Below are 21049 nucleotides of genomic sequence, written 5' to 3' on the forward strand. Positions count from 1 at the left end.
CCGCGCTCAGGGCTCGAGGTCAGATCCGGGTGTCAGAGCTCGATCGACAGCAGCCGCGACCCGTGCCGCTTGGCGTAGCCCAGGCTCGCGTAGAGGCCGTGCGCGCCGCTCGGGTTCTGCGTGTCGACGTCGAGCGCGGCGGCCGCCATCCCGTCGGCGGCGAACGCGCGCATCCCCGCGGCGAGCAGGGCGACGGCGACCTTGCGCCCGCGGTACGCGCGGCGGACGCCGAGGATGTCCGTGTAGCCGAACGGGTACCCCCGCACCGCGAAGTCCTCGGTGTACCGGGACGCGACGTGGTACCCGACGACGAGCGGCTCCCCGGCACGCAGCGCGGCCGCGGTCTCGGCGTCGGTGGCCGGGTCGGCGAGCAGCGCGTCGACGTCCGGGGCCGGGTCGACGACGACGAACGACCACTCGGGGGCGTACATGCTGCGCCCGCTCCGCCACTGCTCGGGGGTCATCGGCTGGCTGCCCCAGTGGTCCCGGAACGCGTCGTTGTGGGCGAGCCGGGTCGCCTCGTCGTGCTCCTCGGCGAGCGGCACGAGCAGCAGCCCGCCGTCCGGCTCGACGGCGGGGACCGGGCGGGCGTCCAGGTCGCGCAGGTCGCGCTCCAGGTCGGAGTAGTAGCGGCGCGGCGTGAATCCGCCGCGCTCGAACAGCCGGACCTTGGCCGCCGGGGCGTCGTCCTCGAGGAACGACGCGATCCGCGCCGGGACCTCCTTGCCGCAGGCCGCGAGCACCTGCCGGGCCCGAGCGACCTGCCAGGCGAAGAGCTCGCGCCCGATGCCCTCGCCGCGTCGGTCGGGGTGCACGGCGCCCCAGAGGAAGGCGCGCACGAGCCGGGTGTCGCCGGGCATGACCTCGACGTAGCCGTAGGCGCGCAGCGCGCCGTCGGCGCCGACGCCGAGCACCGTGTCGGACTCGAGGTCGCGCCAGGGCGCCTCGAGGATCTCGACGATCTCGGGCAGCACCTCCCGGTACGGCTCGGCGTCAGCCGCGGCGACGGTGTTCCGCAGCGCCAGCAGCGCGGCGGCGTCGGCAGGGGTGGCCGGGCGCCAGGTCAGCCCGCCCGCGGCCGGCGCGGGCAGGACGGCAGGGGCCGCGGCGCGCTCGGCGATCGGCGCGAGGAGGTCGGTCTGGGCCATGCCTTCACGGTAGGGCGACGGACGCCGCGGACGCACGGCATTTCGGCGCCGGCACCGGTTGCCGGGAGCGCGCCCCGTGTGGCACGGTGCAGCGTCCTGACCAGTGCAGACCCGCAACGGAGCGTGCGATGACCGACACGACCCCCGCCGTGTACGAACGCCTCGACGACCGCTTCGAGGCGGTCGGCGGCGACAGCCGCCTCGAGCGGCTCTGGACCGGGTCCCGCTGGACGGAGGGCCCGCTCTACGTGCCCGCCGGCCGCTACCTGCTGTTCAGCGACATCCCGAACGACCGCGTACTGCGCTGGGACGAGACCGACGGCTCGGTGAGCGTCCTCGACTCCCCCGCCGGGTACGCGAACGGCCGCACGATCGACCGCCAGGGGCGGGTGGTCACCTGCCAGCAGGGCCCGCGACGCGTCGTGCGCACGGAGCACGACGGCTCGACCACCGTGCTGGCCGACCGCTGGGAGGGCAGGCGTCTCAACAGCCCCAACGACGTCGTCGTGTCGGCCGACGGCGCCGTCTGGTTCACCGACCCCCCGTACGGCATCACGAGCGACTACGAGGGCCACCGCGCGGACCCCGAGATCGACGGGTGCCACGTGTACCGGGTCGACCCCGCCACTGGCGCTGTGTCCGCCGTCGCGACCGACCTCGAGCGGCCCAACGGGCTGGCGTTCTCGGTGGACGGCCGGCGCCTGTACGTCGCGGACACGCACCGGCGGCACGTGCGCGGCTTCGACGTCGACGGCGAGCGCCTCGCGGGCGGCGAGGTCGTCGCGGACCTCGACGGCGGGCCGGACGGCGTGCGCGTCGACACCGCGGGCCGCGTCTGGGTGGCTGCCGGCGAGGCGCTCCACGTGCTCGACCCCGACGGCACGCTGCTCGGCCGGATCCACCTGCCCGAGCAGGTGTCGAACCTCGCGTTCGGCGGGCCCAAGCGCAACCGACTGTTCGTCACGGCGTCGACGTCGGTGTACTCGCTCCTGCTCACCGTGAACGGCGCGCCGCTGGTCTGAGCAGGTCGGGGCCGGGGTGGACGCGCCGTCCGACGCGCCCGTCTCGCCGTTACGCTGCACGGGTGACGACCACGCTCGATCTCGCCTCCGCCGACGCCCGTTCCACCGCCCTGCGCGAGGCACTCCGCACGCGCGTCGTGGTGGCCGACGGCGCGATGGGCACCATGATCCAGGACGCGGACCCGACGCTGGGCGACTACGAGGGCCACGAGGGCTGCAACGAGATCCTCAACGTCTCCCGGCCGGACATCATCACGAGCGTGCACGACGCGTACCTCGAGGTCGGGGTCGACGCGATCGAGACCAACACGTTCGGCGCCAACTGGTCCAACCTGTCCGACTACGGCATCGACGACCGCATCCGCGAGCTGGCCCGCGCGGGCGCCGCGCTCGCCCGGCGCCGGGCCGACGCCTTCACCACGCCCGACCACCCGCGCTGGGTGCTCGGGTCGATGGGCCCGGGAACCAAGCTGCCGAGCCTCGGGCACACCACGTACGCGCACCTGCGCGCCACGTTCGCGGAGCAGGCCGCCGGGCTGCTCGAGGGCGGCGCGGACGCCCTGCTCGTCGAGACGAGCCAGGACCTGCTGCAGACCAAGGCCGCGGTGACCGGGTGCCACGACGCGATCCGGGACGTCGGGCGCGACGTGCCGGTCATCGCGTCCGTGACCGTCGAGACCACGGGCACCATGCTCATGGGCTCCGAGATCGGCGCCGCGCTGACGACGCTCCAGGCCGTCGGCGTCGACGCCATCGGCCTGAACTGCGCCACCGGCCCGGACCAGATGAGCGAGCACCTGCGCCACCTGTCCCAGCACGCCGACGTGCCGGTGACGTGCATGCCGAACGCGGGCCTGCCGGAGCTCGGGCCGAACGGCGCGGTGTACCCGCTGACCCCCGAGGAGCTCGCCGCGGCCCACACCCAGTTCGTGGGCGAGTTCGGCCTGGGCCTGGTGGGCGGCTGCTGCGGCACCACGCCGGAGCACCTGCGCCAGGTGGTCGAGGCGGTGCGCGGCCGCGAGCTGCCGGACCGCAACCCCGTGCGGGAGAACGGCGTCGCGTCGCTCTACTCGCACACGGACCTGCGCCAGGACACCTCCTACCTCGCGATCGGCGAGCGCACCAACGCCAACGGCTCCAAGGCGTTCCGGGACGCGATGCTCGAGGAGCGGTGGGACGACGTCGTCGACATCGCCCGCGCCCAGACCCGCGACGGCGCGCACCTGCTCGACGTCTGCGTCGACTACGTGGGCCGCGACGGCGTCGCGGACGTGCAGGCGGTCGTCTCGCGGCTCGCGTCGGCGTCCACGCTGCCGCTGGTCATCGACTCCACCGAGCCGGCGGTCATCCAGGCCGGGCTCGAGCTGGTGGGCGGCCGCGCCGTCGTGAACTCGGTGAACTTCGAGGACGGCGACGCCCCCGGGTCGCGGTACGCCCGGATCATGCCCCTGGTGCGCGAGCACGGGGCCGCCGTCATCGCGCTGACCATCGACGAGGAGGGCCAGGCCCGCACCACGGAGACCAAGGTCGCGATCGCCGAACGCCTCATCACCCAGCTCACCGGCGACTGGGGCATGCACGTCGAGGACATCATCGTGGACACCCTGACCTTCCCCATCGCGACGGGGCAGGAGGAGACGCGCCGCGACGCCATCGAGACCATCGAGGCCATCCGCGAGCTCACCTCCCGCCACCCCGGCGTGCACACGACGCTCGGCGTCTCCAACGTGTCGTTCGGGCTCAACCCGGCGGCGCGCACGGTGCTCAACTCCGTCTTCCTGCACGAGGCGACGAAGGCCGGGCTCGACTCCGCCATCGTGCACGCCGCGAAGATCCTGCCCCGCACCGCGATCCCCGACGAGCAGTGGGAGGCCGCCGAGGACCTGGTGTTCGACCGGCGCCGCTACGACGACGAGGGCACCCTGGTCCACGATCCCCTGTCGCACCTGCTCGAGCTGTTCTCCGGCGTGGACGCGACCGCGATGCGCGACCAGCGCGCGGCCGAGCTCGCCGCGCTGCCGGTCGGCGAGCGCCTGGAGCGCCGCATCGTCGACGGCGCGCGCAAGGGCCTCGAGGACGACATCGACGAGGCGCTGGCGGACGGCACCAAGGCGCTCGACATCGTCAACACCTACCTGCTCGGCGGCATGAAGACCGTGGGCGAGCTCTTCGGCTCGGGCCAGATGCAGCTGCCGTTCGTGCTGCAGTCCGCCGAGGTGATGAAGTCCGCCGTCGCGCTGCTCGAGCCGCACATGGAGAAGGTCGACGGCGGCGAGGAACGCTCGAAGGGCACGGTCGTGCTCGCCACCGTGCGCGGCGACGTGCACGACATCGGCAAGAACCTCGTCGACATCATCCTCACGAACAACGGCTACACCGTCGTCAACATCGGCATCAAGCAGCCGGTCTCCGCGATGATCGAGGCCGCCGAGCAGCACGACGCGGACGTCATCGGGATGTCCGGCCTGCTGGTGAAGTCGACCGTCGTGATGAAGGAGAACCTGGCCGAGCTCGCGTCGCGCGGGCTGGACCGACGCTGGCCGGTGCTGCTCGGCGGCGCGGCCCTGACCCGCACGTTCGTCGAGGACGACCTCGCCTCGGCGTTCCCCGGCACCGTCCGGTACGCGAAGGACGCCTTCGAGGGGCTGCGGCTCATGGAGCCGCTGGTGGCGATCGCGCGCGGCGCCTCTCCGGACGAGGTCGGGCTGCCCGCGCTGCGCAAGCGTCGCCACTCGCGGGTCGAGCTTGTCGAGACCCCCGAGTCCGAGCTTCCCGCGCGCTCCGACGTCGCCGCCGACAACCCCGTGCCCGCTCCCCCGTTCTGGGGCACCCGCGTCGTCAAGGGCGTCCAGCTCGCCGACTACGCGGCGTTCCTCGACGAGCGCGCCACGTTCATGGGCCAGTGGGGCCTCAAGCCGGGCCGCGGCGACGACGGCGCGTCGTACGAGGAGCTCGTCGAGACCGAGGGCCGACCCCGCCTTGCCGAGTGGCTCGAGCGGATCCGCACCGACACGATCATGGACCCCACGGTGGTCTACGGGTACTTCCCGGTGTGGTCCGACGGCGACGACCTGGTGGTGGCGCACCACGAGGGGCCCGACGGCGGCTCCGGCGGCGAGCCGGGCACCGAGCGCCTGCGGTTCCGGTTCCCCCGCCAGCGCCGCGACCGGCACCTGTGCCTGGCCGACTTCGTGCGGCCGCGCTCCTTCGTCGAGGAGTCCGGGCGGTTCGACGTGCTGCCCGTGCAGCTCGTGACCGTCGGCGACCTGGTCTCGGCCCACACCGCGAAGCTCTTCGAGGCGAACAAGTACCGCGAGTACATGGAGCTGCACGGCCTGTCCGTGCAGCTCACCGAGGCGCTGGCGGAGTTCTGGCACGCGCGCGTGCGTGACGAGCTCGGCTACGCGGACGAGGAGCCCGACGACGTCGAAGGCTTGTTCAAGCTGAAGTACCGCGGTGCCCGGTTCTCCCTCGGCTACCCCGCGTGCCCCGACATGGAGGACCGCCGCAAGGTCGTCGAGCTGCTCCGCCCCGAGCGCGTCGGGGTGACGCTCTCCGACGAGCTGCAGCTGCACCCCGAACAGTCCACCGACGCCTTCGTCTTCCACCACCCCGAGGCGAAGTACTTCTCGGTGTGATCGCTCCGGGTGCGGGCGAAATCGTCGAGTGTCCGTGTCGCGGCACGGCGACCGGCAGTACGTGGTGCGGCGCAAGTACCTGCAACCGGCGGATGTCGGTCTGTCGATCGACGTCGGGCTGCGGCGTGTCGCCGGGCTCAGGCGCGAGGAGGTCGCGGTCCTGGCCGGCATCAGCACCGAGTGCTACCTGCGCCTCGAGCAGGGCCGGGACCGGAGCCTGTCCGTCCAGGTGCCGGACGACCCGGCGAACAAGACGCGCACGGTCGTGCTGACCGCCCAGCAGTTCCGCTACAGCTTCGGCAACGCCCTCACCCAGGACGAGTCTGACGCGCTCTTCGAGGCGTGGACGATCCCCGGTCCGGGCCGCTCCCTGTTCGAGGACGCCACGGCCAACTTCCGACGCAGCTCGCCCACGGCGATCGACACCCACCAGGCGGCGCGCGGTCCGCTGCTGCTCACATCCGGCACCGAGTGCCACGGGTTCGACGGCCGCGGGCACTCGCTCACCATCGACGCCGGATGGCGCAGCGTCGCCGACGTCGTTCTCGACTGGCTCGCCGCGAAGAACCTCGACGCTCCAGGCTGGCGACCAGCTAGTTGTGATGTCCAGGGAGGTTGGTCAGCCGGGTGATCGGTGGCTGGCCGCCGATGGCGGAGTGGGCTCGATGGTGATTGTAGAAGTGGAGCCATCCGGGCAGGGCAGCGTTGCGCTGGCTGGTTGAGTCGTAGAAGCGGGCGTAGGCCCATCCGTCAGCCAGGGTCCGGTGGAATCGCTCGATCTTGCCGTTCGTCTGCGGGCGGTAGGGGCGGGTGCGCTTGTGCACGATTCCGAGGTCCGTGCATGCGTGGGCCCAGGCGTGGGACTTGTAGGCGGCGCCGTTGTCGGACAGGACTCGCTCGATGGTGATGCCGTGATCGGCGAACCAGGTCTGGGCGCGTTGCAGGACGCCGATCGCGGTCGGGGCCTTCTCGTCGGCGTGGATCTCGGCGTAGGCGACACGGGAGTGGTCGTCGATCACGGTGTGCACGAATGCGGTGCCGACCAGCGGTCCCCGCACGCGACCCTTGCGGCGTTCGGTCACGGTCGCGGCACGGTTGCGGTCGCCCTGCGACTTGCCGACATACCGCCACCCGCCGCCGTCGGGGATGTTGCCGAACTTGGTCACGTCCACATGGATCAACGATCCGGGGTGATCGTGCTCGTAGCGGCGCAACGGTTCTCCGGTGACCCGGTCGATGCGCCAGAGCCGGTTGATCCGGCAGCGCACGAGGACGGCATGCACGGTCGCGGCCGGGATGCCGAGCCGGCCAGCGATCTGAACCGGGCCGAGCCGGTGGCGCCAACGCAGTCGCACGATCGCCTTGACGACCGGCTGCGGAGTGCGGGTCGGGCTGTGGTGCGGGCGCGAGCTGCGGTCGGCCATGCCGGCCGTGCCCTCGGCCCGGTATCGATCGGCCCATTTCTTCGCAGTGCGCGGCGAGACCATGAACATCTTCGCCGCGGCGGCGTGGGTCCAGCCCGACTCGACGATCAGCAGCGCCAGACGCAGCCGCGTCTTCGGAGTCAGCAGGGCGTTAGCGTGGGACACGAAGGCCTCCGGTGGGTGGAAGTGGTTCCTCGACAGCTCCACTTCACAACCGGAGGCCTTCGTCTGTCAGACAGGCTCACCGGATCCGAACGGGACAACGTCCCTGGACATCACAGCTAGTCGGCCGCGGCGCCGGCGACCGCCGTCGGGCCCCAGCCCACGTGGACCACCGTGCCCGGCCGGCCCTCGTCGAGCTCGAACGACCCATCGGGGACACGGGCCCAGCCGACCGAGGTCCGCTCCGGGGCGGCGGGCGACGGGTCCGCGTCCGACCGTGCCCGGAGCCGGACGTCGACACCGGAGGCCCGCTCGGCCCACGCCTCCCACTCGCGGACGACCCGCACCATCTCCAAGGCCTCCGCACCGGCGTCGCCGTAGACGGCGACGGTGAGCTCGAACGGCGGGCCGCCCTGCTTGTCGACGGCGAGGGTGGCGAACCCCCTGCCCGGGGCCAGGTACGCCGGCGTCCCGCGAGGGCTCAGCGCCGTGAAGCCATCGACCCTGGCACCCGAGCCCGTGCCCCACAGCGCCGTGCTCCCCCCGTGGGACAGGAGCCAGAGAAAGAGCTCGGCGACGGCGACGTCCTCGACGAGCACGCCCGTGCGGACGACCTCACGGCCCCTGGACAGGACGTCGTCCAGCTGGTCCGACGAGAGCGGCAACGAGCAGCTCGACGACAAGGCGGTGGCGTGCGCGCGGTCCCAGACGTAGTTCGCGGCATGGCTCCCCTGTCCCGTCGCCGGGACGAAGCCGGCGGCGGTCGCGATCCCCCCGACCAACGCGCGCCCGCGCTTCGTGAGCCCCAGGCAGACGCCCAGGCCGTCCAGGCGCATCGGCACGACGACGGTGCCGCCCTCGTGCACACGGTCGACGAGCGCCCACGGGAGGTCCCAGACGTCGACCGTGACGACGAGCGAGTCGATCGGCCCGGGGTCGGGGACGTCGGGCGCCCAGGCGTCCGCCCGCAGCAGCACGACGTTCTCCGGTGGCCTGACCTGGCTCGACATCCCGGCCCTCGCGCGCTCCAGCACGCTCCCGCTGATGTCGACGGACACGACCTCGCCGGCGGCACCGACCACCTGGGACAGCAACGAGGCGTTGTACCCGCCGGACCCGACCTCGACGACCCGCATCCCGGGGCGCAGGCCGGACGCCTCGAGCATCACGGCCTGCAGCCAGCCCGCCGACACCGCACTGGTGCCTCTCCCGTCGGCGTCGGTCTCGGTGACGACGCTGCCCGAGCCGTACACCTCGGACAACGGCCTTCCCGGGGCGAACGCGGATCGATCGACCGTCAGCAGCGCGGCCTCCACCGCGTCGAGGTGCAGGAATCCCTCCGCCCTGATCGTGTCGACGAAGCGACGACGGTGGGCGAGCTCCTCCACGGTCATGCGTGCTCCTCCCAGGGCCCCGGCGAGCCGCACCGGACGACCTGGTCCTCGTCACACCCCGCATCCGCGGCGACGTGACGTGCGCCTCACGAGCAGGAGCGATGCTGCCATGGCCCCCCGACACGGCCGGGGCTCGCCGTCGACCGCTGCACCCGGCGGCGACTAGGGGCTCGGGGCGCGCCGAGCGGCCGCGCCCGGACCGACCTCGCCGACGTCCCGGCCCGGGAGCTCGTGCCGCTGGCTGGCGAGCGCGAGCACCGAGGGCCGGTTGCTCACCACGACCAGCACGCTGTCCCGGGCCTCGGCGAGCAGGTGGCGCAGGAGCTGCCGCTCGGTGTCGACGTCGAGGGAGGCGGACAGGTCGTCGACGAGCAGGACGTCGGCGGGCCGGGCGAGCATCCGGGCCGCGGCGAGCCGGTGCAGCTGGCCGCCGGACAGCCGGTGACCCTGCGGCCCGATCTCCGCGTCCACACCGTCGGGGATCCGTGCCACGTCGTGGTCCAGGGTGCTGGTGGCGAGCACGCCGGGCAGCACGGACCGCGGCCGGCCCAGCAGCACGTTGGTGGCGAGGGTGTCGCTGAACACGTGGGGCGCCTGGGGCGTCAGCGACATGGACGGCGGGGCCAGCGCGACGCCGGGCGGCAGCCCTCGACCCCGGACGGACACGCTGCCGGTCGAGCGCGGCAGGGTCCCCTGGATGGTCCGCAGCAGCGTGGTCTTCCCGGCGCCGACCGGGCCGGTGATCACCACGAGCTCGCCGGGCCGGGCGGTGAGGTCGAACCCGCGGACGCCGGGCTCGCCGCCGGGGTGGTCGTAGCGCAGCCCGCGGACCTCGAGGACGGGGGCGTCGGCAGCGGCCCCGTGCACCGGCGCCGCGCCGGGTACGGGCTCAGGGTCCGGCAGGCGCGGCGTCGGCTCCGTGAGGTCGCGCAGCCGCCCGTCGGGCAGGATCTCCCGGAGCCGGTCGCCGGTCACGCTGAAGCGCTGGAACCGGCTCACGAACTGGCCCACGGCGTTCACCAGGGTGCCGAGGGTGCCCAGCGCGTAGACGAAGTAGGCGAAGTCGCCGACCTCGAACGTGCCCTCGCGGATCCCCGCGGCGGAGGTCCACATCACCAGGGCGGTGCCCAGGAGGACGACCACGCTCTGGCTGGAGGCGAGGATGCCGCCGAACACCCCGTTCAGGACGGCGGCGTGGCGCCGCCGGTCGTTGATCTGGCGCGCCCGCGCCACTACGTTCCGCCCGGCGTCGTTGGCCTTGATCGTCTCGATCCCGGCGAACGCGTCCTGCAGGAAGGCGGACACGTCGCCGGCGGTCTGCCGGGTGTGCTGCTGCAGTTCCTTGATCCGCCGGCTGGCGGCGAACGCGAGCACCGCGATCCCGAGCGTCGGGAGCACGGCCAGCAGGGTGATCCGCAGGCTGATGGAGAACAGGAACCCGAGGGTCACGGTGCTGGTGACCACGGAGGAGGTGACCAGCTGGAACCCGCGCTTGCCCAGCACCTCGGCCACCTCGACGGTGTCCTCGCGGTAGCGCGACAGGATGTCGCCCGTCGGGACCGGCGGCGGCACGGCACCCGGACGACGCAGCAGCCGCTCGGTGAGCCGGACCCGCACGTCGTGGTAGATCCGGTAGCGGAACACGGTGTCGACCGCCATCCACCCCGCCGCGCCGACCGCCTCGGCCACCTTGAATCCGAGGTAGGCCAGCAGCGGTGCCAGCGGGACGGCCCAGGCCGTGGCCTGGGTGGGCAGGCCGTTGAGGTACGCGCGCAGCGCGAGCCCGGGCACGACCCCGCAGAGGAAGAAGGCGATGCCGGTGACCACGTCGGCGACGAACAGCGGCAGGTGCGGCGCCGTCATGCCCCGCAGCAGCCCGAGCCTGCCGACGTCCCCGCGCCGGCGAGCGCCCTCGAGCCCGCGACCGCGCCGAGCCATCACGCACCTCCCTGCTGCACCATCGTCGCGAACCGCGACCTCTCGTCGGCCAGGAGCTCGTCGCGCGGCCCGAGCTCGACGAGCCGACCGTCGTCGATCACGGCGATCTGGTCCACCCGGTCCAGCGTCGTGAGACGGTGCGCGATCACCACGGCCGTGCGGCCCTGCAGCGCCGGGCGCAACGCGCCGTCGAGCCGGCGTTCGGTCGCCGGGTCCAGGCGCGCGGACGCCTCGTCGAGGACGACGACGGCCGGGTCGCGGATCAGCACCCGGGTCAGGGCCAGCAGCTGCGCCTCCCCTGCCGACATCACATGCTCGTTCACCCGGGTGTCGAGGCCGTCCGGCAGCCGCTGGACCCACTCGGTCAGGCCGAGGGCGGCCAGCGCGTCGACCACCTGCGCCTCCGTCACGCCCGGGTCCATGAGGGTCACGTTGTCGCGCACCGTGGCGTCCAGCACGAAGACGTCCTGGGTGACCAGTGCCACCTGGGCGCGCAGCTCGCCGATGTCGACGCTCGCGGTGTCCACCCCGCCCAGCCGGACCTGCCCCCGGTCCGGGCGTGCCAGCCCGGCCAGCAGCTTGGCGACCGTGGACTTCCCCGCCCCGGTGCGGCCGACCACCCCGAGAGTCTGACCGGGCCGCAGCGTGAGACTCAGACCGGAGACCACCGGCCGGCCGGGCGTGTACCCGAAGGTCACGCCGTCGAACGCCACCTCGCGCGGGTCGGCGGGGAGCGACGCCGACCCGCCGCGCCGCTCGGTCGGGGTGTCGAGGATCTCGCGGGTGCGGCTCAGTCCGGCCATCGCGCGCTGGTAGTCCTGCAGCTGGTGCGAGAGGCGGATGAGCGGCTCCTGGAGCTGCTGCGTGAAGGAGAACACCAGGTACACCGTCCCGATCGTCAGGGCCCCCTGGCCGAACCGCAGGCCCGCGAGCCCCAGCGCCAGCGCCGTCACGACCGCCGTGAAGACCGACGCGGAGGCCCAGACCAGGCTGCTGCCGACCAGGGCGGCCCTCAGGTCCGTGCGCAGCACCCTCCGGTGGTGGCCCATGAACCCGTCCATCGCGTGGTCGACGGCGCCGAGGGTCTGCAGGTCCTCGACACCGCGCAGGCGCTCCTCGACGTACCCCATGAAGCGCGCGACCGCGCCCCGGCTGACGCGGTAGGCCCCGCGCCCCCGGTTCGCGACCCAGCGGATGCCGGCCAGCCCCAGCAGGAGACAGACGAGGAAGAGCAGGCTGATCTGCCGGTCGACCGCGAACAGGGCCGACACCACGCCGGCGACGACCAGCAGCTCGCCCACGATCGTGATCACGAACCGGGAGAACAGGTTGCTCAGGAGGCTGATGTCGCCGTCCACCCGCTCGACCCACTCCCCCGGCGTCGCGGCGTGGTGCGCCTGCAGCGGGAGGTCGACTGCGTGCTGCAGCACGTCCTCCCGGAGCCGGTTCGTCGAGCGCCAGGCCACGGACTCGGCCAGGCCGGCCTCGGCCGCCGACAGGGCGTACCGCGCCAGCCCCAGCGCACCGAAGACCAGCACGAGGCGGGTCGAGGCCGCGGCGTCGAGCGAGCCCGCGACGACGCCGTCGATGAACTCGCGGACCACGAACGGGCTGGCGAGCGCTGCCGCCGTCGCGCCGAGCAGCGCCGCACCGAGGACCGCGAGGCGCCTCCGCTCGCGCCGGAAGTACGGCCAGAGGAACAGCCAGTCGCCCCGTGCAACGGCCCGCGTGTGCACCCTCGGCTCCCCTCGACGCCATCGTGAGGTGATCGATCACCTTTGACGCGCACGCTAGAGCGGCAGCCGTGCGCTTGGCAAGCGCCGCCAGATGAGAGGGACGGAGGGTTAGGTGTGATGTCCAGGGAGGTTGGTCAGCCGGGTGATCGGTGGCTGGCCGCCGATGGCGGAGTGGGCTCGATGGTGATTGTAGAAGTGGAGCCATCCGGGCAGGGCAGCGTTGCGCTGGCTGGTTGAGTCGTAGAAGCGGGCGTAGGCCCATCCGTCAGCCAGGGTCCGGTGGAATCGCTCGATCTTGCCGTTCGTCTGCGGGCGGTAGGGGCGGGTGCGCTTGTGCACGATTCCGAGGTCCGTGCATGCGTGGGCCCAGGCGTGGGACTTGTAGGCGGCGCCGTTGTCGGACAGGACTCGCTCGATGGTGATGCCGTGATCGGCGAACCAGGTCTGGGCGCGTTGCAGGACGCCGATCGCGGTCGGGGCCTTCTCGTCGGCGTGGATCTCGGCGTAGGCGACACGGGAGTGGTCGTCGATCACGGTGTGCACGAATGCGGTGCCGACCAGCGGTCCCCGCACGCGACCCTTGCGGCGTTCGGTCACGGTCGCGGCACGGTTGCGGTCGCCCTGCGACTTGCCGACATACCGCCACCCGCCGCCGTCGGGGATGTTGCCGAACTTGGTCACGTCCACATGGATCAACGATCCGGGGTGATCGTGCTCGTAGCGGCGCAACGGTTCTCCGGTGACCCGGTCGATGCGCCAGAGCCGGTTGATCCGGCAGCGCACGAGGACGGCATGCACGGTCGCGGCCGGGATGCCGAGCCGGCCAGCGATCTGAACCGGGCCGAGCCGGTGGCGCCAACGCAGTCGCACGATCGCCTTGACGACCGGCTGCGGAGTGCGGGTCGGGCTGTGGTGCGGGCGCGAGCTGCGGTCGGCCATGCCGGCCGTGCCCTCGGCCCGGTATCGATCGGCCCATTTCTTCGCAGTGCGCGGCGAGACCATGAACATCTTCGCCGCGGCGGCGTGGGTCCAGCCCGACTCGACGATCAGCAGCGCCAGACGCAGCCGCGTCTTCGGAGTCAGCAGGGCGTTAGCGTGGGACACGAAGGCCTCCGGTGGGTGGAAGTGGTTCCTCGACAGCTCCACTTCACAACCGGAGGCCTTCGTCTGTCAGACAGGCTCACCGGATCCGAACGGGACAACGTCCCTGGACATCACAGTTAGGCCGCCGCGCCGGCGCCGCCGCGCAGGATCGAGGTCATCTTCTTGCCCTTGGCGACCTCGTCGACCAGCTTGTCCATCCAACGGATCCGCTGCATCAGCGGGTCCTCGATCTCCTCGACGCGCACGCCGCAGATGACGCCCGTGATGAGCGACGCGTTCGGGTTCATGGCCGGCGCCTCGGCGAAGAAGGTCTCCAGGTCGACCTCGTCGGCGACCGCCTGCTCGAGCCCGGCGTCGTCGTACCCGGTGAGCCAGGTGAGGACGCGGTCGAGGTCGTCCGTGCTGCGCTCCTTGCGCTCCACCTTCTGCACGTAGAGCGGGTAGATGCGGGCGAAGGGCATCCGCCGGATCCGGTCTGCGACCATCGGTCGTCGCCTCCTGTCGTGTCGGTCGCCGTCGAGGCTACCGCGCGGGATAGACCCGGGCGGTGGGCTTCGTGGCCAGCGATGCGGCGGGCACGGCGGCGCGCTCGAGCCGCTCCACCGTGGCGACGAGCCCCGCCGCGAGCGGCACCAGCACCAGGTTGCCCAGCAGCATGGGCCGCAGGAACGGCAGCCCCGCGACGTAGCTCGCGAGCAGGCCGTCGAGGCCCTCCGGGTAGAACGTGCCGCGCCCCAGCCACCACACGCCCGCGTTGGTCCACAGGTAGAAGAACAGCGAGCTGCCGACGCCGAACCCCAGCGCGGCGACCAGGCGGCCCGCCGTGCCCCGGGTGCGCCCCGCCCACCAGGCGCCGACGCCGATCGCGGCCCACGCGCTCCAGGTGAACACCAGGACGGACGAGTTGCCGAGCAGCACGTCGCTCAGGGCGACGACGACCAGGGGCGCGAGCATTGCGAGCCGGTGACGCAGCAGCCCGGCCGCGGCGAACGCCGCCGCCGTCGAGAGCTCGAGGTTCGGGGGCGCGCCGAGGTCGTCCTTCACCAGGCGCCAGACGACGGCGCCCGCGACGAGCAGGACGGCGAGCGCCGGGCGCCACCAGCGGCGCGCGAGCTCGCGCGCGGGGAGCGGAGGGGCGAGGCGGGTCGTCAGGTCCTCGGCGGTCACTTCTCGATCTCCTCGAGCTTCCACGTGATGGTCTGCCCGTCCTTCGTCTCGAGCGACCCCGCCCCGACCTGGGCCATCGTGTCGTCGACGTACAGGCCCCAGAACTCGGTGTCCGGGTCGGCCTCGTGCCCCTGGATCGTGGTCACGAAGGCCTGCTCGCCCTTGCCCTGCACCTGCGCGTCCGGGTCGTGCTGCACGAGCAGCTCGAGCGCCGTCTTGCCGTCCTCGCCCGCGTAGGAGAACTCGCTGATGTTCTCCGCCACCTGCTCGCTGGGGTCCGCGGAGGCGCTGGCGGACGCCGTGGAGCCGGCGTCGGACGACCCGTCGCCGGAGCACCCGGCGAGCAGGCCGGCGGCCAGGGCCGCGGCCGGGAGCAGCGCGAGCAGTCGGGAGGAGGTCGTGCGGGGGATCTTCACGGCCAGAGGGTACCCATCACCCGAGGCCGCCCGCCGCTCGGGCCGCGATCCGGACGGCGGCGCCGGCCGGGTCAGGCGTCGATCCGCGACTGGTCCAGCGTGCTCGCGCCGGCGACGATGAACTCCTTGCGCGGGGCGACGTCGCTGCCCATGAGCAGCTCGAACACGCGCTCGGCCGCCTCGGCGTGCTCGACGGTCGCGCGCCGCAGCGTGCGGTGCCGCGGGTCCATCGTGGTCTCGGCGAGCTGGTCCGCGTCCATCTCCCCCAGGCCCTTGTAGCGCTGGATGTCCTCCTTGTACCGGCGGCCGGCGCGGTCCAGCTTCTTCAGCGTCGCGGTCAGCTCGGCCTCCGAGTACGTGTACAGGTACTCGTTCTTGCGCCGGCCGGCGCCCAGCACCTCCACGCGGTGCAGCGGCGGTACGGCCGCGAACACGCGGCCGGCCTCGAGGAGGGGCCGCATGTACCGGTAGAACAGCGTCAGCAGCAGGGTCCGGATGTGGGCGCCGTCGACGTCGGCGTCGGTCATGAGCACGACCTTGCCGTACCGCGCGGCGTCCAGGTCGAACGACCGGCCGGAGCCCGCGCCGAGCACCTGGATGATCGCGGCGCACTCCGCGTTGCGGAGCATGTCGCTGATCGACGCCTTCTGGACGTTGAGGATCTTGCCGCGGATCGGCAGCAGCGCCTGGAAGTCGCTCGAGCGGGCGAGCTTCGCCGTGCCGAGGGCACTGTCGCCCTCGACGATGAACAGCTCGCTGCGGGTCACGTCGTCGCTGCGGCAGTCGGCGAGCTTCGCCGGCAGCGACGACGCCTCGAGGGCGTTCTTGCGCCGGGAGATCTCCTTCTGCTTGCGCGCCGTGACACGGGCGCGCATCTCGGCGACCACCTTGTCGAGCAGCAGCGCCGACTGCGCCTTCTCGTCGCGCTTGGACGACGTCAGCAGCGCGCCCAGCTCCTTCTCGACGACGCGGGACACGATGGCGCGCACCGGCGCGGTGCCGAGCACCTCCTTGGTCTGCCCCTCGAACTGCGGCTCGGCCAGCCGCACGGTGACCACCGCCGTCAGGCCGGCGAGGACGTCGTCCTTCTCGATGCGCTCCGCGGCGTCCTTCGTGGAGACCTTCAGCCGCCGCGCGTTCGCCTCGATCTGCTTGCGCACCGTCTTGAGCAGGCCCTGCTCGAACCCCGACAGGTGCGACCCGCCCTTGGGCGTGGCGATGATGTTGACGAACGTGCGCAGCTCGGTCTCGTAGCCGCCGCCCCAGCGCAGGGCCACGTCCACCTCGCACTCGCGCTGCACATCCTGCGGGGACATGTGCCCCCGCGAGTCCAGCACCGGGACGGTCTCGGTGAAGTGCCCGCTGCCCCGCAGCTGCCAGGTGGCCGTCACCGGCGCGTCCGGGGCGAGGAACTCGACGAAGTCCACCGCGCCGCCGTCGTGCTGGAAGACCTCCTCGTGCGGGCCGGTCTCCCCCGGCGTGCCGGGCAGCCCGCGCTCGTCGCGCACCGTGAGCTTGAGGCCAGGCACGAGGAACGTCGTCTGGCGTGCGCGGGTGACCAGCTCGTCGTAGCTGAACACCGCCGTCTTCGGGAAGACCTGCCGGTCCGCCCAGTACCGCACGCGGGTGCCGGTGACGCCGCGCTTGACCTTGCCCACGACGGCGAGCTCGGACCCGGACACGAACGGCTCGAACGGGGACTCCGGTGACGGGCCGGCCGCCGGGTCGGCGAAGACGCCCGGCTCGCCGCGGTGGAACGTCATGCGGTGCGTCTTGCCGGAGAGGTCGACCTCGACGTCCAGGCGCGCGGAGAGCGCGTTGACGACCGAGGCGCCGACGCCGTGCAGGCCACCCGTGGCGGTGTACGACCCGCCACCGAACTTCCCGCCCGCGTGCAGCTTGGTGAAGACCACCTCGACGCCGGACAGCCCCGTCTTCGGCTCGATGTCGACGGGGATGCCGCGCCCGTCGTCCTCGACCGTCACGGACGAGTCCGCGTGCAGGATGACGCGGATCGTCGTCGCGTGGCCGCCCAGCGCCTCGTCGACGGAGTTGTCGATGATCTCCCACAGACAGTGCATGAGGCCGCGCGAGTCCGTGGACCCGATGTACATGCCGGGGCGCTTGCGCACCGCCTCGAGGCCCTCGAGGACCGTCAGGTGGCGTGCGGTGTACCCGGACTCGGAGGTGGCTGTCACGGGAACGAGGGTAGACGACTCGAACGCCTGTACCGTCGGCCCACGCCGCCCGGGTGTGCTCCACGCCGCTATGCCGGGAGCGAACCTGGCCCGGGTCCGGGATGCTCCGGGCCACCCGTCTGGTTGGATGGAGACGTGAGCACCACGACAGCCGAACCGACCCAGCCGCTGACCGCCGCCGACCGCTGCGACCGCTGCGGTGCCCAGGCGTACGTGCGAGTGGTCCTGCCCGTCGGAGAGCTCCTCTTCTGCGGACACCACGCACGCGCGCACGCGGGCGCCTACGAGGGCGTCGCCGTCCACGTCCAGGACGAGACGGACCGGCTCCACGCCGAGCACGGGGCCCGCTGACCCCGGACGCAGCACACCGACCGACGAGAGCCCCGCACCGACCGGTGCGGGGCTCTCGCGCGTCGGCGCCCGGGTTTCACCCCGTCCGGCCCTCATCTCACCCTCCGTGGCCGTCACACGCCGCCGCGCGGGCACCTCCCTCTTCTCGGCACCAACCCGACCCCAGGGAGAACCCGATGTCCAGCTCCGTCCCCTCCGCGCCCGCCCGTGACCTCTCCGACGCCGCCGGCCTCGCGGCGCTGCTCGCCCCCTCGCTCGACGGCGACGTGATCCTGCCCGGCGACCCGGCGTACGACGCCGCGCTCCCCGGCTTCAACCTCGCGCTGGCCCACCAGCCCGCGCTCGTCGTGCGCGCGACGTCGCCCGAGGACGTCGTCGCGACGGTCCGCGCCGCCGCGGACCACGGCTTCCGCGTCGGCGTCCGCTCCACCGGCCACAGCGCCGCGGCCACGGGGCCGGACGACGTCCTCCTCGACGTGTCCGCCCTCGACCGCCTCGACGTCGACCCGGCCGCCCGCACGGCCACCGTCGGGCCCGGCGTGGCGTGGCAGGCCGTGCTCACGGCCGGCGCGGCCCACGGGCTCGGCGGCCTGTGCGGGTCGTCGCCCCACGTCGGGGTGGTCGGCTACACGCTCGGCGGCGGCCTCGGCCCGCTGGCCCGCACCTTCGGCTTCGCCGCCGACCACGTCGGCTCCATCGACGTGGTCACCGCCGCCGGCGACCTCGTCACCGCGACCCCGACCCAGCACGAGGACCTGTTCTGGGCCCTGCGCGGCGGCGGCGGCGCGTTCGGCGTCGTGGTGTCGATGACGTTCGCCCTGTTCCCGCTCGAGACCGTGCGCGCCGGGACGCTCTGGTTCGACGTCGACGACGCCCCGGCCGTGCTGCACCGGTGGCGCGCCGAGATCGCCCACCTCCCCGAGGACGTCTCGACCTCCGTGGCCCGGATGAACCTGCCGCCGATGCCGGAGGTGCCGGAGCCGCTGCGCGGCCGCGCCCTGCTCGTCGTCCGTTACGTGCGCGACGGGGACCTCGGCGCCCCCGACCCGCTGGTCGACACGCTGCGCCAGGTGGCGACGCCCGTCCTCGACACGGTCGGCGACCTGCCGTACGCGCGGATCGGCGAGGTCCACGCCGACCCGGACACGCCGATGCCGCTGGTCGACCGCGGCGGGCTGCTCCACACGCTGACCGAGGAGGCCGTCGACGCGTTCCTCGGCGCCGTGCCGGCCGGCTCCCCCGTGCTCGCCGCCGAGATCCGCCTGCTGGGCGGCGCCGTCGCCCGGCCCGCCGGGGTGCCGAACGCCGTCGGCGGCCGGGACGCCTCCTTCACCCTGTTCCTGGGGGCGCTCGGCGCGCCGGTCGGCCCCCCGGACATCGCCGACCAGCTCCAGCGGGTGAGCGACACGATGTCGCCGTGGAGCACCGGCGGCGCCCTGCTGAACTTCGCCGGCCCGCGCGACGCCGTCGCCGCCTCCCTCGTGCACCGGGCCTACGGCCCGACGTACGGGCGCCTGGTGGCGCTGCGTCACCAGCTCGACCCGGACGGCGTGCTCGCCCCGTCCGCCCGTTGGGACCTCGTGGACGACGCCCCCGCGGCCTGACCCCGCCGGCGGTGACCTCGACACGTCCGGACGCACGAGAGCCCCGGTACCGGAGATCCGGTACCGGGGCTCTCGCGACCTGCGCGGGCTCAGTCCAGGTAGTCGCGCAGCACCTGGGAGCGCGACGGGTGCCGCAGCTTCGACATCGTCTTGGACTCGATCTGCCGGATCCGCTCGCGCGTGACCCCGTAGACCTTGCCGATCTCGTCGAGCGTCTTGGGCTGACCGTCCTGCAGGCCGAAGCGCATGGAGACCACGCCCGCCTCGCGCTCCGACAGGGTGTCGAGCACCTGGTGCAGCTGCTCCTGCAGCAGCGTGAAGCTCACGGCGTCCGCCGGGACGACCGCCTCGGAGTCCTCGATGAGGTCACCGAACTCGCTGTCGCCGTCCTCGCCCAGCGGGGTGTGCAGCGAGATGGGCTCGCGGCCGTACTTCTGGACCTCGACCACCTTCTCGGGGGTCATGTCCAGCTCCTTGGCCAGCTCCTCCGGCGTGGGCTCGCGCCCCAGGTCCTGGAGCATCTGGCGCTGCACGCGGGCCAGCTTGTTGATGACCTCGACCATGTGCACCGGGATACGGATGGTGCGGGCCTGGTCGGCCATGGCGCGGGTGATCGCCTGCCGGATCCACCAGGTGGCGTACGTCGAGAACTTGTAGCCCTTGGTGTAGTCGAACTTCTCGACGGCGCGGATCAGACCGAGGTTGCCCTCCTGGATCAGGTCCAGGAACAGCATTCCGCGGCCCGTGTAGCGCTTCGCGAGCGAGACGACCAGGCGCAGGTTGGCCTCGAGCAGGTGGTTCTTGGCGCGCTTGCCGTCGTGCGCGATCCACCGGAGGTCGCGGTACATGCGGCGCTCGTCGGCGTTCGCCTTCGACTTGTCCCAGTCGGCGTAGTCCTTGGACAGGCGCTCCTCCGCGAACAGGCCGGCCTCGATGCGCTTCGCGAGCTCCACCTCCTGCTCCGCGTTCAGCAGCGCGACCTTGCCGATCTGCTTCAGGTAGTCCTTGACGGGGTCGGCGGTGGCGCCGGCCGTGACGACCTGCTGCGCGGGCTGGTCGTCGTCGTCGGTGTCCGAGACGACGAAGCCGGTCTCCTCGTCCTCGCCCTTGCCGTCCTTGCCGGCGGCCCTGACGCCCTTCGAGGCGACCGAGCGCCCGGTGGCCTCGTTCTCCTGCTCGTCGTCGGCGTCGTTCGCGTCCTCGAGCTCCACGTCCTCGATGCCGTCCGGGGTGGGCTCGTCCTTCGACGCGGCCTTCCGTCCGCGGGCGGTCTTCGTCGCCTTGGCCGCGGTCGACCTCGCGGCCGACTTCGCCGCCGGCTTCTTGGCCGACGAGGTCTCGGCCTCGTCACCCTCGGCGGCGGACGCCGACGTCGTGGTGGAGGTCTTCACCGCGCTCGCGGCCCGCGTCGCGGGCGCCTTGGCCCGCGTCGTCGTGCTCCGGCTGGTGCTCGCCGCGGCGACCTTGGTGGCCACGGGCACGCCGATCTCGACACCGGCGGTCGCGAACGCGCGCAGCACCGCCTTCAGGCGCTTCGGGTCCCCCACGGCCGCGTCCTCGCAGGCCGAGCGGAAGCTCTCGGCGGCGACCCGACCGTCGGCGGTGCCGCGAGCAAGCAGCCCCTGCAGGGCAGGGTGCTCGAACTCGCGGGGAAGTGCAGGGTTCTGCGCAGTGGACGCCACAAACCGACCTTTCGGCATTCGAGGGTGCGGTGCTCCGCGGTCAAGGCCTCCGACTCGGACTGTCG

Annotated in this window: 16 protein-coding genes; 5 read left to right on the plus strand and 11 right to left on the minus strand. The window is 72.8% G+C overall.

The genetic code is table 11. The features are described from left to right. Positions 1-32: 32 nt before the first annotated feature. On the minus strand, positions 33-1148 hold the full coding sequence (locus tag ACQFYA_RS12080) for a GNAT family N-acetyltransferase (RefSeq protein ID WP_499124424.1): 1116 nt from the start codon (positions 1146-1148) through the stop codon (positions 33-35). Positions 1149-1276: 128 nt separating this feature from the next. On the opposite strand from ACQFYA_RS12080, the gene ACQFYA_RS12085 reads away from it, so the two are divergent. The 3 genes from ACQFYA_RS12085 to ACQFYA_RS12095 all read left to right on the plus strand — a co-directional run bounded on the left by ACQFYA_RS12085 (position 1277) and on the right by ACQFYA_RS12095 (position 6439). Beyond that, positions 1277-2170 carry an SMP-30/gluconolactonase/LRE family protein gene (locus ACQFYA_RS12085; protein WP_499124426.1) on the plus strand — a complete coding sequence of 298 codons (894 nt, stop codon included), beginning with the start codon at positions 1277-1279 and terminating at the stop codon, positions 2168-2170. A gap of 62 nt (positions 2171-2232) precedes the next feature. Next, positions 2233-5808 carry a methionine synthase gene (gene metH / locus ACQFYA_RS12090; RefSeq protein ID WP_499124428.1) on the plus strand — a complete coding sequence of 1192 codons (3576 nt, stop codon included), beginning with the start codon at positions 2233-2235 and terminating at the stop codon, positions 5806-5808. Positions 5809-5842: 34 nt separating this feature from the next. Next, on the plus strand, positions 5843-6439 hold the full coding sequence (locus ACQFYA_RS12095; RefSeq protein ID WP_499124430.1) for a hypothetical protein: 597 nt from the start codon (positions 5843-5845) through the stop codon (positions 6437-6439). Here the strand turns inward: ACQFYA_RS12095 and ACQFYA_RS12100 are convergent. The 9 genes from ACQFYA_RS12100 to ACQFYA_RS12140 form a co-directional block, all read right to left on the minus strand. Further along, positions 6402-7397: an IS481 family transposase gene (locus tag ACQFYA_RS12100; RefSeq protein WP_499127521.1), complete on the minus strand. Its 996-nt coding sequence runs from the start codon at positions 7395-7397 to the stop codon at positions 6402-6404. The genes ACQFYA_RS12095 and ACQFYA_RS12100 overlap by 38 nt on opposite strands. A gap of 116 nt (positions 7398-7513) precedes the next feature. Continuing rightward, complete coding sequence (locus ACQFYA_RS12105) at positions 7514-8788, minus strand: class I SAM-dependent methyltransferase (RefSeq protein ID WP_499124433.1); 1275 nt, start codon at positions 8786-8788, stop codon at positions 7514-7516. A 162-nt stretch (positions 8789-8950) separates the two neighbouring features. Further along, on the minus strand, positions 8951-10726 hold the full coding sequence (locus tag ACQFYA_RS12110; RefSeq protein ID WP_499124436.1) for an ABC transporter transmembrane domain-containing protein: 1776 nt from the start codon (positions 10724-10726) through the stop codon (positions 8951-8953). After that, positions 10726-12462: an ABC transporter ATP-binding protein gene (locus tag ACQFYA_RS12115; protein WP_499124438.1), complete on the minus strand. Its 1737-nt coding sequence runs from the start codon at positions 12460-12462 to the stop codon at positions 10726-10728. Before ACQFYA_RS12115 ends, ACQFYA_RS12110 begins: the two co-directional genes overlap by 1 nt. A 108-nt stretch (positions 12463-12570) precedes the next feature. Beyond that, a complete protein-coding gene (locus ACQFYA_RS12120) occupies positions 12571-13566 on the minus strand; it encodes an IS481 family transposase (RefSeq protein WP_499127523.1) in 996 nt (331 codons plus the stop codon). 116 nt (positions 13567-13682) lie between these two features. Further along, positions 13683-14027 (minus strand): DUF2200 domain-containing protein, encoded by a 345-nt coding sequence (locus ACQFYA_RS12125; RefSeq protein ID WP_499124440.1) that lies wholly within the window; start codon positions 14025-14027, stop codon positions 13683-13685. Positions 14028-14088: 61 nt separating this feature from the next. Further along, a complete protein-coding gene (locus ACQFYA_RS12130) occupies positions 14089-14733 on the minus strand; it encodes a DUF6580 family putative transport protein (RefSeq protein ID WP_499124442.1) in 645 nt (214 codons plus the stop codon). Continuing rightward, complete coding sequence (locus tag ACQFYA_RS12135; protein ID WP_499124443.1) at positions 14730-15149, minus strand: DUF4430 domain-containing protein; 420 nt, start codon at positions 15147-15149, stop codon at positions 14730-14732. Before ACQFYA_RS12135 ends, ACQFYA_RS12130 begins: the two co-directional genes overlap by 4 nt. A 71-nt stretch (positions 15150-15220) precedes the next feature. Next, the gene (locus tag ACQFYA_RS12140) at positions 15221-17347 is read right to left on the minus strand and encodes a DNA gyrase/topoisomerase IV subunit B (protein ID WP_499124446.1); all 2127 of its coding nucleotides are present in this window, start codon (positions 17345-17347) and stop codon (positions 15221-15223) included. 135 nt (positions 17348-17482) lie between these two features. Here ACQFYA_RS12140 and ACQFYA_RS12145 point away from each other — a divergent pair, with 135 nt between their 5' ends. Together ACQFYA_RS12145 and ACQFYA_RS12150 are read left to right on the plus strand one after the other, a co-directional pair. Continuing rightward, on the plus strand, positions 17483-17698 hold the full coding sequence (locus tag ACQFYA_RS12145; protein WP_499124448.1) for a DUF7455 domain-containing protein: 216 nt from the start codon (positions 17483-17485) through the stop codon (positions 17696-17698). A gap of 176 nt (positions 17699-17874) precedes the next feature. Beyond that, the gene (locus ACQFYA_RS12150) at positions 17875-19302 is read left to right on the plus strand and encodes an FAD-binding oxidoreductase (protein WP_499124450.1); all 1428 of its coding nucleotides are present in this window, start codon (positions 17875-17877) and stop codon (positions 19300-19302) included. Between the two features lie 89 nt (positions 19303-19391). Here ACQFYA_RS12150 and ACQFYA_RS12155 read toward each other — a convergent pair whose 3' ends face one another. Then, positions 19392-20984 carry an RNA polymerase sigma factor gene (locus tag ACQFYA_RS12155; protein WP_499124452.1) on the minus strand — a complete coding sequence of 531 codons (1593 nt, stop codon included), beginning with the start codon at positions 20982-20984 and terminating at the stop codon, positions 19392-19394. Positions 20985-21049 lie beyond the last annotated feature (65 nt).

Source organism: Promicromonospora sp. Marseille-Q5078 (assembly GCF_050315395.1).
GTDB lineage: Bacteria > Actinomycetota > Actinomycetes > Actinomycetales > Cellulomonadaceae > Isoptericola.

Bases quoted from the DNA above. Each gene is read 5' to 3' on its own strand.
- ACQFYA_RS12080 (WP_499124424.1), bottom strand. From the start codon at position 1,148: ATGGCCCAGACCGACCTCCTCGCGCCGATCGCCGAGCGCGCCGCGGCC.
- ACQFYA_RS12085 (WP_499124426.1), top strand. From the start codon at position 1,277: ATGACCGACACGACCCCCGCCGTGTACGAACGCCTCGACGACCGCTTC.
- ACQFYA_RS12105 (WP_499124433.1), bottom strand. From the start codon at position 8,788: ATGACCGTGGAGGAGCTCGCCCACCGTCGTCGCTTCGTCGACACGATC.
- ACQFYA_RS12110 (WP_499124436.1), bottom strand. From the start codon at position 10,726: ATGGCTCGGCGCGGTCGCGGGCTCGAGGGCGCTCGCCGGCGCGGGGAC.
- ACQFYA_RS12125 (WP_499124440.1), bottom strand. From the start codon at position 14,027: ATGCCCTTCGCCCGCATCTACCCGCTCTACGTGCAGAAGGTGGAGCGC.
- ACQFYA_RS12150 (WP_499124450.1), top strand. From the start codon at position 17,875: ATGTCCAGCTCCGTCCCCTCCGCGCCCGCCCGTGACCTCTCCGACGCC.